Origin of the sequence: Microbispora sp. NPDC046973 (assembly GCF_040644495.1) — a bacterium.
In the GTDB taxonomy this organism is placed as follows: Bacteria; Actinomycetota; Actinomycetes; order Streptosporangiales; family Streptosporangiaceae; genus Microbispora.
Genome location: NZ_JBEYWQ010000006.1, coordinates 219,018 through 236,597, shown reverse-complemented (window position 1 = coordinate 236,597; position 17,580 = coordinate 219,018). Strand labels below are relative to the sequence as shown.

General features: G+C 74.6%; 18 protein-coding genes. 7 read left to right on the top strand and 11 right to left on the bottom strand.

The window, feature by feature from the left end; translation table 11 throughout:
• Nucleotides 1-77 precede the first annotated feature (77 nt).
• On the top strand, nt 78-1,349 hold the full coding sequence (gene selA, locus ABZ860_RS15095; protein ID WP_357220112.1) for an L-seryl-tRNA(Sec) selenium transferase: 1,272 nt from the start codon (nt 78-80) through the stop codon (nt 1,347-1,349).
• Entirely contained in the window at nt 1,349-3,136 is a 1,788-nt protein-coding gene (locus ABZ860_RS15090; protein ID WP_357220110.1) for a SelB C-terminal domain-containing protein, read from the top strand. Before selA ends, ABZ860_RS15090 begins: the two co-directional genes overlap by 1 nt.
• 138 nt (nt 3,137-3,274) lie before the next feature.
• Here ABZ860_RS15090 and ABZ860_RS15085 read toward each other — a convergent pair whose 3' ends face one another.
• Nucleotides 3,275-4,564 carry a deoxyribodipyrimidine photo-lyase gene (locus ABZ860_RS15085; protein ID WP_357220108.1) on the bottom strand — a complete coding sequence of 430 codons (1,290 nt, stop codon included), beginning with the start codon at nt 4,562-4,564 and terminating at the stop codon, nt 3,275-3,277.
• Between the two features lie 572 nt (nt 4,565-5,136).
• Between ABZ860_RS15085 and ABZ860_RS15080 the strand changes: the two genes are divergently transcribed.
• Genes ABZ860_RS15080 through ABZ860_RS15060 form a run of 5 tightly spaced genes read left to right on the top strand, consistent with a single transcriptional unit; the run spans nt 5,137 to nt 11,654 of the window.
• Entirely contained in the window at nt 5,137-7,608 is a 2,472-nt protein-coding gene (locus ABZ860_RS15080) for a hypothetical protein (RefSeq protein ID WP_357220106.1), read from the top strand.
• 41 nt (nt 7,609-7,649) lie between these two features.
• A complete protein-coding gene (locus ABZ860_RS15075; RefSeq protein ID WP_357220104.1) occupies nt 7,650-8,630 on the top strand; it encodes a MinD/ParA family protein in 981 nt (326 codons plus the stop codon).
• Nucleotides 8,630-9,382 carry a hypothetical protein gene (locus ABZ860_RS15070; protein WP_357220102.1) on the top strand — a complete coding sequence of 251 codons (753 nt, stop codon included), beginning with the start codon at nt 8,630-8,632 and terminating at the stop codon, nt 9,380-9,382. The genes ABZ860_RS15075 and ABZ860_RS15070 overlap by 1 nt, the downstream gene beginning before the upstream one ends.
• Before the next feature lie 18 nt (nt 9,383-9,400).
• Nucleotides 9,401-11,356, top strand: a complete 1,956-nt coding sequence (locus tag ABZ860_RS15065) for a hypothetical protein (protein WP_357220100.1) — start codon at nt 9,401-9,403, stop codon at nt 11,354-11,356.
• 55 nt (nt 11,357-11,411) lie between these two features.
• Entirely contained in the window at nt 11,412-11,654 is a 243-nt protein-coding gene (locus ABZ860_RS15060; protein ID WP_357220098.1) for a CDGSH iron-sulfur domain-containing protein, read from the top strand.
• 122 nt (nt 11,655-11,776) lie between these two features.
• Here the strand turns inward: ABZ860_RS15060 and ABZ860_RS15055 are convergent, their stop codons facing one another.
• The 10 genes from ABZ860_RS15055 to ABZ860_RS15010 form a co-directional block, all read right to left on the bottom strand.
• Nucleotides 11,777-12,814: a glycosyltransferase family 2 protein gene (locus ABZ860_RS15055; RefSeq protein ID WP_357220096.1), complete on the bottom strand. Its 1,038-nt coding sequence runs from the start codon at nt 12,812-12,814 to the stop codon at nt 11,777-11,779.
• Complete coding sequence (locus tag ABZ860_RS15050; protein ID WP_357220094.1) at nt 12,811-13,818, bottom strand: iron-containing redox enzyme family protein; 1,008 nt, start codon at nt 13,816-13,818, stop codon at nt 12,811-12,813. The genes ABZ860_RS15055 and ABZ860_RS15050 overlap by 4 nt, the downstream gene beginning before the upstream one ends.
• Nucleotides 13,818-14,555 (bottom strand): class I SAM-dependent methyltransferase, encoded by a 738-nt coding sequence (locus ABZ860_RS15045; protein ID WP_357220092.1) that lies wholly within the window; start codon nt 14,553-14,555, stop codon nt 13,818-13,820. Before ABZ860_RS15045 ends, ABZ860_RS15050 begins: the two co-directional genes overlap by 1 nt.
• A 37-nt stretch (nt 14,556-14,592) precedes the next feature.
• Nucleotides 14,593-14,829 (bottom strand): hypothetical protein, encoded by a 237-nt coding sequence (locus ABZ860_RS15040; RefSeq protein ID WP_357220090.1) that lies wholly within the window; start codon nt 14,827-14,829, stop codon nt 14,593-14,595.
• Nucleotides 14,830-14,896: 67 nt separating this feature from the next.
• Nucleotides 14,897-15,310 carry a gas vesicle protein K gene (locus tag ABZ860_RS15035; protein WP_357220088.1) on the bottom strand — a complete coding sequence of 138 codons (414 nt, stop codon included), beginning with the start codon at nt 15,308-15,310 and terminating at the stop codon, nt 14,897-14,899.
• The gene (locus ABZ860_RS15030) at nt 15,297-15,614 is read right to left on the bottom strand and encodes a gas vesicle protein (protein ID WP_357220086.1); all 318 of its coding nucleotides are present in this window, start codon (nt 15,612-15,614) and stop codon (nt 15,297-15,299) included. Before ABZ860_RS15030 ends, ABZ860_RS15035 begins: the two co-directional genes overlap by 14 nt.
• Nucleotides 15,611-16,438, bottom strand: coding sequence for a GvpL/GvpF family gas vesicle protein (locus ABZ860_RS15025; protein ID WP_357220084.1), 828 nt, complete (start codon nt 16,436-16,438; stop codon nt 15,611-15,613). Before ABZ860_RS15025 ends, ABZ860_RS15030 begins: the two co-directional genes overlap by 4 nt.
• The gene (gene gvpJ, locus ABZ860_RS15020) at nt 16,431-16,838 is read right to left on the bottom strand and encodes a gas vesicle protein GvpJ (RefSeq protein WP_357220291.1); all 408 of its coding nucleotides are present in this window, start codon (nt 16,836-16,838) and stop codon (nt 16,431-16,433) included. Before gvpJ ends, ABZ860_RS15025 begins: the two co-directional genes overlap by 8 nt.
• A 56-nt stretch (nt 16,839-16,894) precedes the next feature.
• Nucleotides 16,895-17,329: a gas vesicle protein GvpO gene (gene gvpO, locus ABZ860_RS15015; RefSeq protein WP_357220082.1), complete on the bottom strand. Its 435-nt coding sequence runs from the start codon at nt 17,327-17,329 to the stop codon at nt 16,895-16,897.
• A gap of 7 nt (nt 17,330-17,336) precedes the next feature.
• On the bottom strand, nt 17,337-17,570 hold the full coding sequence (locus ABZ860_RS15010) for a gas vesicle protein GvpG (protein WP_357220080.1): 234 nt from the start codon (nt 17,568-17,570) through the stop codon (nt 17,337-17,339).
• Nucleotides 17,571-17,580: the final 10 nt, after the last annotated feature.

Below are 17,580 nucleotides of genomic sequence, written 5' to 3'. Positions count from 1 at the left end.
GATGAGCGCACGGCCCGGCCTCGCGGGCCGGGTCGTGCGCCACCGCTGTAATTTGAAGTGTGGATCCACGGAGGCGGGTGCCGCGCACCGATGCCGTGCTGGCCGATCCGCGGCTGGTCGCCGCCGTCGAACGGCTCGGCCGTCCGGCGGTCAAGGACGCGGTCGTGCGCGCGCAGCAGCGGGTGCGGCAGGGCGAGATCGGACCGGAGGACGTCGCCGGCGTCGCGCTGGCGGCGCTGCCGCGCCACGCCACGAGCCTCCGTCCTGTGATCAACATGACCGGCGTGCTGCTCCACACGAACCTGGGCCGCGCGCCGCTGTCCCCGGCCGCCGTTAAGGCGGTGACGGTGGCGGCGGGGGCGACCGACGTGGAGTTCGACCTGGTCGCGGGGGCGCGGGCGCGCCGGGGACGCGGCGCGGCCGAGGCGCTCGCCCGGGCCGTGCCCGACGCCGAGGGCGTCCACGTGGTCAACAACAACGCCGCGGCCCTCGTGCTGGCCGCCACCGCGCTCGCCGCCGGGCGGGAGATCGTGATCAGCAGGGGTGAGCTGGTCGAGATCGGCGACGGTTTCCGCATCCCCGACCTGCTCGTGTCCACCGGCGCGCGCCTGCGCGAGGTGGGCACGACCAACCGCACCACGCCGGCCGACTATCGAGACGTGATCGGGCCGCAGACGGGGTTCGTGCTCAAGGTCCACCCGTCGAACTTCCGGGTCGAGGGCTTCACCGGCTCCGCCCAGGTGGCCGAGCTGACCGGGCTGGGCGTGCCCGTGGTCGTCGACATCGGCTCGGGGCTGCTCGAACGCGATCCTCTCCTGCCCGAGGAGCCCGACGCCGCGAGCGTGCTGCGGGCCGGCGCCGACCTGGTCACCGCGAGCGGCGACAAGCTGCTCGGCGGCCCGCAGGCGGGCCTGCTGCTCGGCCGCCGCGACCTCGTCGAACGGCTCAGGCGGCACCCGCTCGCCCGCGCGGTGCGCGTGGACAAGCTGACGCTGGCCGCGCTCGAGGCGACGCTGCGGGGCCCGGAGCCCCCCGTACGGCAGGCTCTCCACGCCGACCCGATCACGCTCGGCGAGCGGGCCGAGGCGCTGGCCAAGGCGCTGTGCCAGGCGGGTGTGGACGCCGCGGCCGTGTCCGCGGAGGCGACCGTGGGCGGGGGCGGAGCCCCCGGAGTGCGCCTGCCGAGCATGGCGGTGAGCCTGCCGGAACGGCTGGCCGCACCGCTGCGGCGGGGTGAGCCGCCGGTCGTCGGCCGGGTCGAGGGGGGCCGCCTGCTGCTCGACCTGCGCGCCGTGCCGCCGGAACGGGACGGCGAGGTCCTGGAGGCCGTCCTGAAGGCGGCCGGCTGATGCACGTCGTGGCCACGGCCGGGCACGTCGACCACGGGAAGTCGACGCTGGTGCGGGCGCTGACCGGGATGGAGCCCGACCGGCTGGCGGAGGAGCGGCGGCGCGGGCTCACGATCGAGCTGGGCTACGCCTGGACGGCGCTGCCCTCAGGGGAGCGGGTGGCGTTCGTCGACGTGCCCGGACACGAGCGGTTCCTCGGCACGATGCTCGCCGGGGTCGGCCCGGTGCCCGCCGTGATGTTCGTCGTCGCCGCCGACGAGGGGTGGATGCCTCAGTCGGAGGAGCATCTGGTCGCGGTGCGCACCCTCGGCGTACGGCACGGCCTGCTCGCCGTCACCCGCGCCGACCTGGCCGACCCCGCCCCCGCCCTGGAGGACGCGCGCGACCGGCTGGCGGAGGCCGGGCTGGGCGGCGTCGAGGCACTGGCGGTGAGCGGGCGCACCGGCGAGGGCCTCGACGGGCTGCGCGCCGCCCTCGACCGGCTGGTGGCGGCGCTGCCCGCGCCCGATCCGCGGGCCCCCGTGCGACTGTGGATCGACCGGGCGTTCAGCGTGCGGGGCAGCGGGACCGTCGTGACCGGCACGCTGCCCGCCGGCCGCGTGCAGGTGGGCGACGAGCTGGAGCTGGACGGCGAGCCGGTGCGGGTGCGCGGCCTGGAGTCGCTGAAGGAGCACGTCGAGTCGGTCGCCGGGGTCGCGCGGGTGGCGCTCAACCTGCGCGGGCGGATCGCGCCGCAACGCGGGCACGCCCTCGTCACGCCCGGCGCCTGGACGGCGACGAGCCTGGCCGACGTGCGGGTGACGATGGCGGAAGGCGCGCGCGGGCCCCTGCCGGCGCGGCTCACCGCCCACATCGGCTCGGCGTCGGTGCCCTGCGAGGTGCGCCCGCTCGGCGCCGAGGCCGAGGGGGCGGCGGCCCGGCTGCGCCTGGCCCGGCCGCTTCCCCTGCACGTGGGAGACGCGCTGCTGCTGCGGGACCCGGGCCGGGGACAGGGCGAGCCGCGGGTGCTCGCGCGGGCGACCGTGCTCGACGTGCGGCCTCCGGAGCTGCGCCGGCGGGGGGCGGCCAGGGAGCGGGCCAAGGCGCTGGCGGACGCGTCGGCCGACGCGGCCTCCCTCCTGCGTACGCACCTGCTGCTGCGCGACGGCGAGCTGGTCGCGATGGGCTGCCCACCCGAGGGACGGCCGGTGGCCGCCGGCTGGCACGCCGATCCCGATCACTGGTCGGGGCTGTCCGCCCGGCTCCCCGAGGTCGTACGGCGATACGCCGCCGAACATCCGCTGGAGCCCGGCATGCCGGTGGAGGCCGCCCGCCACGAGCTGGGCCTGCCCGACCGCCGGCTCGTGACCGCGCTCGTACGGCCGCCGCTGACGGTGACCGACGGGCGGATCACCACGACGGGCCGTGTCGTGACCGGGACCGCGGGGTTGCCCGCTCCCGTCGCCCGGGCGGTGCGGGCCCTGCTGGACGACCTGGCCACGGCCCCGTTCCAGGCGCCGGAGGCCGGGCGGCTGGCCGCGCTGGGGCTCGGGCCACGCGAGCTCGCCGCCGCCGTACGCGCAGGGGCGCTGCTGCGCGTGGCCGAGGGCATCGTGCTCGGGCCGGGCGCCGACGCGCGGGCCGCGGCGCTGCTGGCCCGGCTGCCGCAGCCGTTCACGGTCAGCCAGGCCAGGAGCGCGCTCGGCACCAGCCGCAGGGTCGCGGTGCCGCTGCTGGAACACCTCGACCGCAGAGGCCTCACCGAGCGGGTGGACGAGGTCCACCGCCGCTGCCGGCCCGCCGGCTGATCCGGTTCGAGGATGCTCACGCCTCCGGGACGTCGCGCTTCAAGCGCGGCGCACCGCAGAAGCGCGGGCGCAGGAGAGCGTGGCGCCGCCCGGCGCGCGCCGAGAGCGCAGCCGGTGGCGGGACGGGCACAGCGGCCGTCACGCACTGAGCTCGCCGCCCAGAGGACAGGAGGGGTAGCCCGGCACCCCGCCGCGTACCTTCCACGGCTCGTGGACCAGGTCGTCGGGCAGTGACGCGAGCTCGGGGACATAGCGCCGCACGTACTCCCCCTCCGGGTCGAACCTCCTGGCCTGCCGCAGGGGGTTGAGCCTGCGGTAGGGCCGGGTGTCGTTGCCCGTCCCCGCGACCCACTGCCAGTTGCCGCAGTTGTTGGGCATGTCGCCGTCGAGCAGCCACTCGGCGAAGTGCTCCAGCCCGGCCCGCCAGTCGATCCCGAGCCGTTTGGTCAGGTAGGAGCCGGTGACCAGGCGCACCCGGTTGTGCATCCAGCCCTCGGCGAGAAGCTGGCGCATGCCCGCGTCCACGATCGGAACCCCGGTCGCGCCCTCCCGCCAGGCGGCCTCCGCCTCCTCGTCGCGCCGCCACTCCACGTCTCGCGGGCGGTAGTCGCGCCGGCCCATGTCCGGGAAGGCGTCGACGACCTGGTAGTGGAAGTCGCGCCAGCACAGCTGCCTGACGTACTCCTCGCCGCCGGGCCGTTCGCCGGCACGGTCCACCACCTCCAGCGGCGACACACAACCGAAGTGGAGGTAGGCGCTCAGCATCGAGGTGCGCTCCGCCATCCGGTCGCGGGTCTCGGCGTAGGAGGCGAGGCCGTCGCCCACCCACCGTTCCAGCCGCCGTCGCGCCTCGCTCTCCCCGCCCCGCACGATCCCGTACGGCTCGGGAAGAGCCCCGGGCAGGACTCCCGCGTCGACGCCGGGCGGCAGGCACAGACGGTGGGGCGCATCGAGGACCGGCCGTCTCGCCGTGGCCGACCAGGCCCGCCAGTAGGGCGAGAAGACCCGGTAGTGGCTCCCGCTGCCGGGTCGCAGCGCGCCGGGGGGCACCACGGTCACGCCGGGGAAGAGGCGGAACTCCAGCCGGCTGGCCCGGCACTCCTCCGCCAGGCGCCGCTCCCGCCGCCGCGCCAGCGGGCTGACGTCCTCGCTCGCCCAGATCGCCGACGCGCCCGCCTCCCCGGCGGCCCGTACGGCGTGGGCCACCGGGTCGCCGTGCCGTACGACGAGGTCCCCGCCGAGCGCGCGCAGGGACGACCGCAGGTCATGGAGGGACGCGTGGAGGAAGTCACGGCGGTGCCGGGCCCCGATCGCGGGGTCGAACACGAACAACGGAACGACGTGCCCGGCCACGGCGCACGCCTCGAACAACGCCGGGTGATCATGAATTCGCAGGTCCCGGTTGAACAACACGACGACGGTCTCCACGCGTACCTCTTCGCCGCCGATCACGCCGATGGTTGCGGCTCCCGAGTAAATCAGGAGATCGTTTCGTCGTACGGCGGAGGCTGCTTCACGCCGAGACCGGTCGTGCGCATGCTGTAATGCCGAAAAAGCATGGAAAGCTGGTTATTCCCCGGAAATATGAAGGCTATTCACATCGGATGTGGCGATCGGGTGACGGGCGAAAGGCGGGCATGGAAACCGGTCCGCCCCCGACTGTGTTCCGAGCCGGAAAACGAAATGAAAGGCCAGGTCATCCGGTTGATGGGCTGGCCGGAGCGGGCGTGATCCGCAACTTCTCCAGACATGTCGGGAGGCGATAACGGTGCCGCGATTGGGTCCCTTTCGGATGACCATATCGGTGTTATTTGCGGCTTATCCTCAACTCAGGATTTCTCTGGTTCTTTTCCTTCCCAACACATCGCAGTCAGTCTAAGATCTCGTTCTATGTATCGGTATGCATCAAGATTTCCTGTTAGGCAAGTGCCATGCCTAAGTCGCAGGGATGCTCTGGCCGAACATGACGCCGTCGTCATCCTCACCCCGATCCGGTGCGCATGAACCCGCCCGCCGGGGATGTGACGCTCGACCCCGGCCGGGGGATGGCATGGGTGGACGAGCACGGCGCCCACCTCGTCGACTACGCCTCCGGCCACCTCGAGTCCGGCCCCATGCTCGCGGCGGTGATCGCCGCGCTGGAGTCGTGCGCCGCCCGCGAACGGCCCGGGAACGTTTCAGACCGGGCCTGGCTGCTGTCCGCGCTGCGCCGTGAGGTCGCCACCGGCCCGGGGCGGGGCTTCCTGCCCGGGGCCGGTCCCGGCGGGCCCGACCACCTCGCGGTGCGGCGCGCCTGGCGCCTGGCGGACCCTCTGGGAGCGGAGACGCTGCTCCTGCTCTACCGCCACGAACTCCCACTTCGGGATCTCGTGTACGTGCTCGCCCTGCCGCTGAAGGAGACCGGCAGGCTCATCGCGCGTACCCAGGACGTGGTGGAGATCCTCGTGAGCGGGCTGGACGGCCTCGCCCGGGGCCGGCCGATCTGCCCTGAGATCGCTCCACTGGCCGCCGCCGTCTTCCCGGACGAGCACGGCGAGGCGGCCGACTTCGGCGCGGCCCGTACGGCGCTGCTCCGGCACATCGTGACGTGCGTGGTGTGCAAGCGGCCCATCAACATCCGATACACCGTTCCGCAGATCCTCTCCCGCCCTCCGGTCGCCGACCTCGCACCCGAGACCAGGCAGCGACTCCTGGACGCCCTGAGCAGGGCCAGGCCCGCTCCGGCGGAGCGGACGGCGGCGCACCGGCCTCCCTCGTCGTTCGGCATGCCGCTGTCCGCGCCCGTGGACACCGCGCCCGCGCCTGTCGTCCCCGCACCTGCGTTCCCCGCGCCGCCTTCCGTACCTGCGTTCCCTGCGCCGTCTCCGGCCGCTCCGCCGTCGGCGCCGCCCGATTCCGGCCTGTCGCCGGCCGTGCCGCGTGAGGAGTCCCGCCCGCCGTCCGACGAGGACCGGCAGGCGCGGCAGGCCCGGCGGGATCGGGAGGGCAGGGAGAGCAGGGAGGACACGAGTCCCGGCCGCCTGGTCCCGCCCGCGAAGACGGAAGCACCACGTCCTGCCGGCGCTGCGGCCGGTGCCGGACCAGAACTGCCGGTAGCGCCGCGTCCTGCCGGCGCTGCGGCCGGTGCCGGACCAGAACTGCCGGAGCGCCCGGTGCGGGCCATCTCCCAGGAGGACACCCAGCCGAGCCTGCCGTGGCCGCAGGGGATAGCGAGGTCGCGCGGCGCGCAACGGCCCAACCCGTTCCCCAAGCCGTCGGGCGCCGCCAGGTCCCCTGGGTCGCCTGGGTCCCCGGGGGCGCCTGGGTCACCGGGGGCGAGCTCGGCCGGGCCGGTCGGGCCCGCCCGGCCGTCCGGGCAGGTTGGGCCGACCGGCTACTTGGGCGCGACCGGGGCGGCGAGAGGGGCGCATCCGGCGTCCGGAGAGGACGCCGGTCTGCCACCGGGGCAGGACACGCCCCTCTACAACGCGCTGCTCTCGCAGATCAGGGCCAGAGAGGCACTGGCGCACGCCGCCGAGGCGGTTCCCGCCCCCGCCCCCGTTCCCGCTCACGCCGCCGAGGTCGCCGACACGGTGGGGGAGGTGGACCTCACCCACAGGCCGCCCGCCGGTGCGCAGATCAGGATCGTCGAGGTCCTGGCCCGGGTCGGCACGCTGCTTCGGGCGACCGCCTTGAGGATCGTCATCGTCGTCATCGCGGGGGCCGCCGGGACCGTGACGGGAATCAACCTCTTCGCTCCCGCCCCCCAATCCCAGAAGGGGTCACTGGAGGCGAGCGTCGCGCAGGCGTCCGGCGATCCGCAGGGAACGAGGACGGGCGCGAACCCTCCGGCGGCCGGCCGAACGGACGGCGCGGCGGTGGGCGGCGCAACCGGCGGGACCGTGGCGGGTGGCGCGGCGGGTGGCGCGGCGGCGGGCGAGGGCGCCACGAGCACGGCCTCGGGCGCGCCGCGGGCCACGGTGACCGCGACCGCCGCCGGAGGCGCCACAGCCGGAGGCGCCGCGCAGCCCGGTGGACAGAGCACCGCGGCCGGGGGCGCGGCGCAGCCTGGCGGGCAGAGCACCACAGCCGGAGGCGCCGCGCAGCCTGGCGGACAGAGCACCACAGCCGGAGGCGCCGCGCAGGCCGGCAAACCGGGCGCCGCTCCGGACACCCCCGCATCTCCCGGCGCCTTCCTGATGGGCGCCTGGGGTGTGCAGGCGCCGTCCGTCGTCACACTCGACGCGTTCGGGAGAGGGACCCTCACTCTCTCGACGACATCTGGAAAACCCGTGAAATGGCGGATATCGGCTCCCGGCCTGGTGGTCGAGCCGTCCAGTGGAACGCTCAAGCCCGGGCACACCGACGTGCTCACCGTGCGCGCGATGCGCGTCCGCTACTGGTGCGGGGTCCCCGCGCCCGTGACGGCGCCGCTCGAACTGCACGGCCCGAAGGGCAAAGGCACCGCCACCGTGCGATGGAGCACCTGCTGACCGCCTCCGTTTCCTCTCGTCCTCGGTGAAAGGACCCGCCCATGACTGAGATCCACACTTCGGTGCCCACTCCCGCCGAGCAGTTCCCGGAGAGCGTGCCTCTCACGGCCGAACACCTGTTGACCAACCGCCGCATCGAGCCCACCGGCGGGTGGCGGCGGCTCGTCTACCAGCTCTCCGGCGGCCGGATCATCCCCTCGGAGTCGGCGGCGGAGCTGGAACGGCGCACGCTGATCGCCCAGGCCCAGACGCCCGTCGCCAGCGGTCACCACAGGATCGCGGTGATGAGCCTCAAGGGCGGGGTGGGGAAGACCACGACGACGGCGGCGCTGGGCAACACGCTGGCCTCGCTGCGCGGCGACCGGGTGATCGCCATCGATGCCAACCCCGACAGGGGGACGCTCGGCATCAAGGTCAAGTCGGAGACCGCGGCGACGATCAGGACCCTGCTGGCCGAGGCGCCGCACATCGTCCGGTACGCCGACGCTCGCGCGTTCACCTCGCAGTCCTCCGCCCGGCTGGAGGTGCTCGCGTCCGACACCGACCCGGCCGTGAGCGAGGCGTTCAACGCCGAGGACTACCGTACGGTCGCCAATCTGATCGAGCGCTACTACTCGATCTGCATCACCGACTGCGGCACCGGGCTCCTGCACGGCGCCATGGGCGCCACGCTGGAGCTCGCCGACCAGATCGTGCTGGTCACCATGGTCGCGGTGGACGGCGCGAGCTCGGCCGCCGCCACCCTCGACTGGCTCACCGCCCACGGCCACGGCCACCTCGTCAAGAACGCCATCGTCGTGCTGAACGCGGTCGAGCCGAAGTCACACGTGGACGTCGACCTGCTCGAACGCCACTTCGCCGGACGCTGCCGCACGGTGGTGCGGGTGCCGTTCGACCCGCATCTCAAGGAGGGCGCGGAGGTCGACCTGGCCCGGCTGCGGCCCACCACCCGCGGTGCGTACCTGCGCCTCGCCGCGGCCGCCGGGCAGGCGTTCTCACAGCGGCCCGACCGGAGCAAGTAGTGGGACCGGTCATCCCCGATCCGGCGCTCGACTGGGACCTGGGACCGCCGCGACGGTGGGATCCCCGGCACCTGATCGTCGCCGTCGCGGGGGTCGTCACCGTCATCGCCGTCGCGGTGATCGTGCTGCAGACCCGGCACGCCGAGGCGCCGCCCACACGGGCACGCGTCGTCGCGCCGTCCGTCGCGCTGGCGGTGCCCACCGGTCACCAGGGCGACGGGGGCTATCCCGTCGGCTTCCCCCACACCGAGATCGGGGCGGCGTCCGCCGCGGCCGCCGCCCTGGAGGCCGCCTGGACGCTGGACGTCGGTCAGGCGGAACAGGCGGCCGCGCTGTACGCCCCGCCGGACCAGCGCGAGGCGGCACGCGAGGGTGCCCGCGACGCCGTACGCGGCTGGCGGGAGACCCTCGGCCTTCCCTCCGAAGGCGAACTCCCCGCCGGGGCGGCCCTTCGCACGCAGACGATCGGCGTGCAGTGGAAGGTTCGCTCCGAGGACCAGGTGCAGGTCTCCGTCCTGGTGCAGGTGACGGCGACCACGGGCGCCGGTGCCACCGGCCCCGTCTACTCCAGCCCCTACGCCATGAGCCTGCTGATGGCGTGGAAACCCGATATGCGCGGTGCGGACAAGGGCGACTGGGTCAACATCCCCGACCCGACGCCCCCGTCCGTCCCCGCAGCCGCTCTCCCAGGGACGCCCGAGTTCGCCGCGGCGGGCTGGAAGTCCCTCATCGGTCCCCGGCCCACTCCCTAGATCGAGGAAGAGCCCTCAATGACCCCCCGAATGTCCTCCCGGCGCGCCACCCTGGTCTCCGGCCTGCTCCTGGCCGCGGTATCCGCCACCGGCGGCGTCGTCGTCGCGCAGCCCTGGGCCGCCGTGGCCGAGCCCGGCCGGGACGCCCCCCCACCGATAGAGGGCGCCGCCCCCATGGCCGCGCCCACCTCCGACGAGCCCGGCGACGCCTCGTCGTCATCGGATTCGGCGCCGGATTCCTCGTCGGGCGGCTCCGGCGGCGTGCGTGACAGCGCGAATGACGACGCCGCGAACGCCCCGGACGCCGCCTCTGACGGACAGGCGACGGACAGGGCCGGCTCCGGTTCCTCCGGCGGCTCGTCCGACGCGGTCGCGGTCCACGACTCCTCCGACGCCTCACATCGCTCTTCGCGCGGTTCCGACGGTGCGTCGGGTGCGGAGCGGGACTCGTCCGGCGGTCCGGGCGACTCATCCGGCTCGGCGCACGACGACTCCTCGGCGGACACCGCGAAGGAACGCGACACCACCACGAATGCGCCGAATCGCGCCGAAAACGAGTCAGGCGGTGCCAGGGACGCGTCGCGCGCCGCCGGAAACGCGGGGAACGACGCCGGGTCCGACACGCAGACGGCGAACAAGGCCGGTTCGGGCGACTCCGGCGGCTCGTCCGGTGCGGCCCGTGACTCCGCCGGCGGCTCCGATCGCTCGTCGGGGGAGTCACACGAGTCCGCCGGATCTTCCTCCGGCTCGTCCGGCGACGCCCCGGGCACCGGGTCGGGCGGCGCCTCCCCGCGCGACCGGACGGCCCACGAGTCCCGTGATCAGGACCGCCAAGGCGGTCAGGCCGGTCAGGCCGGTCAGGGAGCGCAGGCGCCGGCCGCGAGCAGCGGACCCACCGGGATGGCGGCGCAGAGGGTGGCGGCCCGGGACGCCGGTCCCGAGACCCCCGCACCCGCCGCGAGCGGCGCGACCGCGCCCAAGGCAGGCGGCGACCACGCCGAGCTCAAGGCAGGCGGTGAGCATGCCGAGCCCAAGGCAGGCGGCGACCACGCCGCGACACCGCAGGCCGGTCCGCCCGCGCCCGTCCCGGTGAGCGTCTCGCCCAACCCGGGCTCCACGGGGAGCACACAACCGGGCTCCACCGCGACGGATGAACCGGCCGAGAAGCCCACGAGCAAGCCCACGGATGGACCGAAAGACAAGCCGGACGAGAAGGCGACGGACAAGCCCACCTCGAAGCCGGACGAGAAGGCGACGGACAAGCCCACCTCGAAGCCGAAGCCCACAGCCAAGCAGGCGCCGAGCGACAAACCGACGCACAAGCCGACGCAGCAAGCTCCGGAGCCCAAGCCCAGCGCAGCCGTCACCTCGACCGCGCTTCCCGCCGCCAGTCCGCCCAGCGTCCCCCAGGTCGGTACGGCGACGCCGGCACGGACGGCTCTTCCGCCCGTGACGCCCACGGCCTCCACAGCTCCTACGGCTCCCACGGCGTCCACGGCTCCCACGGCTGTGCCGACGTCCCCGGGCGGCCCGGAGTGGGGGATCCCCGCGCCGTCGCTCACCGGCCGGTCCGCGGCGGCGGCGCCTCCCGCCGCCGGACAGCCGCCGGCCGCGGCGACCGCGCCGATCGCGATCCCGGGATACCTGCCGCTGCCGCCGCTGATCGCCCGTGCGCACGATCGATGCGGGGACGACGGTACGGCCGGCTGCTGGAGCCTGGCGCCCTGGCGGAGCCGTACAGCCGGGCACTCCCACGAGTTCTCGGCCGACGGGGGCACGACGGGCGGCACGGCGACGCCGCGGTGGGCCTTCGCCCCGCCGAGCGCGAAGCCGGGCCTGCCCAGCCCGTCGGGCGTCCCCGGGGCGTTCAGCGCGCCGTACGCCGGGTTCGCGCTCGCGGCCGACGAACCGGACGCGCGCCGGGCGGGGTGCTGGGCCTTCAGCCCCTCCGCCCACTGTGCGAGATGGGACTGACCGTACGCCGCTGACCACGTGTTATGCCGTCGCCGTCCCGGGCAGGCTGCACCGCATGGACCACATGGCGGAGGACCCGGGCACGGCGACGGCGGTCACGGTGACGCCCTGCGAGGACGGCCCGCTGCTGGTGCGCGGGCCGTTCACGCTCATGACGCAGGACGGGCGGCGCATCGATCCGGGCAGGGCCACGGTGGCGCTGTGCCGCTGCGGCCGATCCTCGACCAAGCCGTTCTGCGACGGCTCTCACAAGGCGGTCGGCTTCCGCGCGGCGAGCGAGCCCGACCCGCCCGCCTGACGAGAGCCGCCGACCGCCGCCCGGCGAAGCCTGATCTGCCCAGCGAATCTGCCCGGCGAAGCCCGATCCGGCCGGCGAAGCCCGATCCGGCCGGCGAAGCCCGATCCGGAAGGGGCGGACGCCTAGAGTGCCCGGCGGCGGAGCCGGCGCGTCGAGTGCGCGGCGACCCGCAGGCGCCGCCCGGCGTACGGCACGCCGCCCAGCGCGAACCTGGCGGCGAGGGCCGCCCAGCTGCAGGTGGCGCGTTCGAGCACCCAGACCGGCGCGAACAGGCTGGCCGCCGCGGGGAAGACCCGGCGGCCCCCGGCGCGGCGGCGTCCGATCTCCGCCAGGCCGACCGCCGCCACCGCGCCCGCCGCGATCAGCTCCGGCCGGCGTCGCCACACAGCCGCGCCCACGCAGGGGAGGACGGCGAGGAAGACCGCCATCCGCGCGGGCTGCGCCAGGTCGTCGTACGCCTGCCGGACCCGCTGTGACCAGAACCGCCGGGTGCCGGGCGGCAGGCGCCGCACGTACAGGTCGAGCGGGCGGACCTCCCGGCCGCCGTGGGCGCGGACCGTGCGGATGAGCTCCAGGTTCTCGAACAGCACGTCGCCGTCGTAGCCGCCCATCTTCTCGAACGTCGAGCGGCGTAGGCCGAAGGTCCCCGGATAGTCCGCTCCGAGGCCGCGGTTGAGCAGGGTGCGGGCGCTGTCCCAGCGGGCGTGCCAGGGCAGCGGCTGGAAGTGGTTCTGCGGGCGGACGAGGTCGGCGTGGTCGAGCAGAGCGTTGACCCGGGCGAGCGCGTCCGTGTCGTAGCGCACGTCGTCGTCGGCGATGACGACGTGCTCGCTCCGGGCGCGGCGCATGCCGGTGAGCACGCCCGCCACCTTGCCGTTCGCCACCGTCAGATCGCCGTCGGGCCGCACGTGCTCGGCGATGCCGCACCACAGGCGCACGTGCCGTTCGAACAGCGGCGACGGCGAGCCGTCGACCACCACGATCCGGGCGTGCCGGGACAGGCCGCGCAGGTAGCCGGTCAGCTCCGTCAGTCCGTCGTCGTCGTGCCAGCGCAGCGGCAGCACGTAGTCGATGTCCGCCGCGCCTGTCCCTGATCCTGCGACGAGGCCTGATCCTGTGACGGGGCCTGACCCGGGCGGGCGGCGGCCGAGCGTGGTCATCGCACCGTCACCTCGGCGTCGGCCCGCCGCTCCGCCTTCCACAGCGAGGTGCGCCCCTCCTGCCAGCGGCCCAGCAGATGCTCCGCGAAGAGCCGGTCGAGGGCCAGCGCGCAGGCGGCGCCGTACAGGATGTCGCCGGTCAGGCCGGGGTGTTCCACGGCGAACGCGCCGCACATGTCGTGCGCGGCGATCTGCTCGTGCACGGCGTCGGCCTGCACGTGCTCGTCGTAGTAGCGGCGCGCGCCGGCGTCGCCGCCCAGCCGCCGCAGGCCCTGGCTGTAGCGGCGGTTGGGCAGCGACGAGGTCATCTCGAACGCCGCGAGGTGCCCGAGGAGCGCGCCCCGGTGGTGGCGGTGCAGCCCGAACAGCGACATGACGTTGCTGATCGCGAGCGTCACGCCGGGAACGCCGCCCAGGTAGGCGCCGTAGGAGTCGTCGAGGCCGAGCCCCCGCATGGTCGCGCGGAACAGCTCGGCGTGCATGCGTTCCGGCCTGCCCCCGCCGTACTCGTCGGACTGGATCTCCACCAGCGCCGCCTTCGGCCGCCCGAGCAGGCGCGGGATGCCCCATGTGTGGGGGTCGGCCTCCTTGAGCTGGTAGATCGACCGGTGGACCACGAACTCGCGGAACTGCGCGGCGTCGCCTCTCCCGCGCAGGTACGCCGACAGGGAGGGGCCGTCGTCGGCCGCCACCAGCGCCGCCAGGGCCCGGGGCACCTCCCGCGGCGGCGGAGCGGGCGGGCGGGGCACGCGCCGGGCCAGCCACGCCTCGAACCACGTCTCCAGGCGCTCCCGCAGCGCCAGCAGCGACGGGTTCCACTCCCAGCGGTCGTCGACGCCGTCGAAGCCCTGGTAGTGCAGCTCGTAACAGACGAACAGCGCGAGCTGGGCGTCCTCGTCGTCGCCATACCCGGCGGCGGGCGGCGGGCCGAAAACGTGAGGCGGCCGGGCCAGCTCCGTGAAGAGCCGGTCGGTGAGCGGGCCTCTGGGCGCGGGCAACTGCATCAGCTCTCCAGCAGGCGGTAGACGGACACGTGGGCGCGGCTGTCGTCGGTGAACGGAGTGCCGGACCAGTCGGCCCAGCGGTGCTCCCGCTCCATCCCCGCGAGGCGGGCCATGAGGTCCAGCTCGCACGGCCAGGCGTAGCGGTGGTCGGCCGGCAGCAGCCGCAGTCCGCCCGCGGTCATCCGCAGTTTCGTGGTGTGCATGAACTGCTCGGCCGGGCTCAGCCGGGCGGCCTCGACGACGACCTCGTCCTCGCCGAGCGACAGCAGGCGCAGCGACGTCCGGTCGCGGAAGGCCGCCGGGTCCGGCACCCACGCCTCGATCACGAAGCGCCCCCCGGGCCGCAGATGGGCCGCCGCGTTGCGGAAGCACCGCACCTGGGCGTCCTGGGAGGGCAGCGCGAAGACGGTGTTGAAGGCCAGCAGGACGAGCGCGAACCGCCCCTCGACCCGCACCTGCGAGAAGTCGCCCACCGTCACCGGGATGCGGTCACCGCCGGGCTTGTCGCGAAGGACCGCCACCATGTCGGGCGACCCGTCGACGCCCGCCACGGCCACGCCGCGGGCGGCGAGAGGCAGCGCCAGCCTGCCGGTGCCGATCCCGAACTCCAGGACCGGCCCTCCCTCGGCCAGCCGGAAGACGCGCTCGACCGCCGGACCGGTGGGCAGGTGCTCCACCATCTCGTCGTAGATGTCCGCGATCGCCCGCCCGTAGGCGGACGCATCGAATCCCCCCATACGCTCCCCCCAGCGCCGCGGGGCCGCGGTCGGTCCGTCACGCCCCCAGGTCGCGGGCGACCGTGTCGAGCCGGTCGGCGAGCTCGCCGAGCCGCCGGTCGTCCACCGGGTCGTCTCCCACCAGGCTCTCCACGTCGCGCCGGCTGGCGATCACCAGGCCCTCGGCCCGCGACTCCGGCACGACCTCGCACCGCCCGCTCACCAGCACCAGCGTCGCGTCGGGCGACGGCGACTCCAGCAGCGCACGGACCTCGTCCCGGCCGACGACACTCATGGCGGCACCTCCCGGCCCCTTCGACCCCCTCCGACTACCCCCGGGACCTGGCCGTACACACCCGCGCTCACGGCCCGTCGGTGGGCAGCAGCGTGCCGAGGGGCCCCAGGTCGAGGTTGAGGTCGGACGGCGAGACGTCGAACCGCTCGCACAACTCGGTCATCGCCTCCTCCAGGCGCATCAGCGTCAGGCCGAGCGTCTCGACCTGCTCGTCGGACAGGTCGCCCTGATCCATCCGCCGGATGGCCTGCCGTTCCACGAGCTGGCGCACCAGCTCGACGAGCGTCAGCACGAGGCGGCTCAGGTCGCGCCGCACCGCGTCCGGGTCGGTGTTCAGCCGCCAGGGGCTGCCCCTCCCGGCCTCGGCGCCGCGCTCCCACTGGCGCTGCTCCCACTGATTTGGGCCGCCCGCCTCGGTCTCCACGCCCATCCGCCACGGCCCCGCCGCGGTGTTCCACGGCCCGGCCTCACCACCGGTCATCCTCAACCTCTTCCCTCCTGCCGCAGCCGGGATCGCCCGTGCCCCGCCCGCCGTACGGCTCGCCGAGCGGGTCGAACGGCTCGGTGCCGCGTACGGAGCCGAGCAGCGCCCGCAGCGAGATGCGGACGAGGTCGATGTCGGCGATCGACAGCACGATGTCGCCGGTTATCACCACGCCGCCCGCGAGCAGCCGGTCGAGCAGGTCGACGAGCGCCACCCGCTCGGGCGGCAGGCGGCCCTCGGCGGCGAGGGCGGCGCCCCGCGGCCGCTCCGGCAGGTATGCCGGGCTGCCGCCGGGTGTCATCGCACGCCCCCCGCCCGGCCGGCCGCTCCGAGGTCGATCGAGGTGAAGGAGTAGGGCGCCCACGGGCCGGTGAGCTCCACGTCCAGGAACCGGTCGCGGTAGCCGCCGAGCACCGCGGCGAACTCCTCCTCGCGGGCCGGATCCACCAGGTAGGCGCCGTTGAGCACCATCGACTCGCTCCGCCCGGACAACTGGGGGTCCTGCGGGCGGTGGCGGCGGCTCGCCACGGCGACCTGTCCCAGCTCGGCGTGCAGGAGCTCGGCCCGCTCGGCCGCCGCGCGCCACAGGTCCTCCCTGCCGCGCAGGCTCTCCTTCTTCCGGCGCAGGTACGCCATGCCGGGGCTGTCGGCACCGGCCGGAGCGGCGGCCGCCGGCGCCGGGGAGGGGGGTGGCGTGTCCCTGCGCAGGTATGCCTTGACGCCCCACTCCCGCCGTCCCGCGACATGCGACAGGATCTCCGCGAAGTCGTCGTGCCGCCGGTCGAGGAGGTCGCGGACCTGCTCCTCGCCGGTGTAGACGGTCACGAGACGCACGGGGGCGGTCGGCCCGGCCGCCGCCAGCGCCTCGACGACCCGGTGGTGGGCGCGGGCGACTCCCTCCACCCAGTCGAGGTCCTCCAGCGAGCGGCGCAGCGGCTCCTCCCCGAACCTGTCGAGGGGCACGTCGCTGACGTGGGCCACGAGCCCGCCGCGGGGCACGGGCCGCACCACGGCGTCCATGACGCCGCGCAGGTCGGAAGGGGGCTCCCCGCTCTCCCCGCCGGACGTCACCGCGTACAGGTAGACCCCCTGGCCTGAGCCCACGGCGGGGTGGTTCTCACTCACGGCCGGGCTCCGTTCCGCCGGGGCGGCCGAGCCGCCGGGCGCGAGCCTCGGCCTGGCGGTCGCCCCGCCGCTCACCCGGTCGCTCCTGCGCGGGCTCGCCCGGTTCGAGTTCCGTACGCTCCTCCCAGGCGAGCAGGCGCTCCTCGACCGCGCTGAGGCGCTCGCGGAGCCGGCGGTTCTCCTCGACCAGTTCGCGGTCCCTGCCGCTGAGCCACGGGTCACGCTCCCACCAGTCGATGCCGATCTCCCGCGCGGTGTCGACCGAGGCGATGACCAGCCGCAGCTTGATGGTCAGCAGCTCGATCTCCAGCAGATTCACCCGGATGTCGCCGGCGATCACGATGCCCCGGTCGAGCACGCGTTCCAGGATGTCGCCCAGGTTGGTCGACTCCCGGCCCATCACGGCCGGCGGCGCGTACGACGACTCGCGCAGGACGGGACGCGAGCGGGGATCGGTCATGGCCCACCGCCGTAGGCGCCCGCGCCGCGCCGGTAGGTCCGGGTGCGCCGGTAGGACATGAGGTTCCCCTCGTCGTCCACCTGGCATTCGTAGATCGACAGCATGTCGCTGGTGGACGGGATCCGGCGGTCCTCGACGACCTCGACGTCCACCAGCCAGCCGTTCTCTACGGGTTCCACCGACGTGACCCCCTCCGTGTCCTTGGAGGTCAGATCCGCGATGTAGCGCAGGCCGAGCCGTCCGGCGGACACCGCGTTCAGCACGGCCCGGCGCCGGCGCGGCTCGCCGGCACGATCACCCCTGCGCTCGTCCTCGTCTTCGCCCTCGGACTCGTCGTACGGCCCGTCCTCCTCGACGGGCACGCCCGAGGAGGACCGCCGCCCGTACGGCGCGGCGTCCTCGTCATAACGGGCTCTCCGCCGGGGAGGCATGGGACGATCACCCCCTCCGCGGTCCGCTCATGAGCCTGAGGATCTCCTCCACGGCCTCGGCCTCCTCCTCCTCGGAGATCCGGCCCGCGCGTCTGGCCTCCTCGACGGCCTCCAGCCGCCGCCGGACCGCCGCGGGATCCCTCAGCTCATGCTCGACCTGCTGCTGGATCAGCTCACCCAGCCGGATGACTCCGTGGACCGGGGCGAGCGGCCAGGTGAACAGCATGCTGATCAGTCCCACGGCGGCCTCC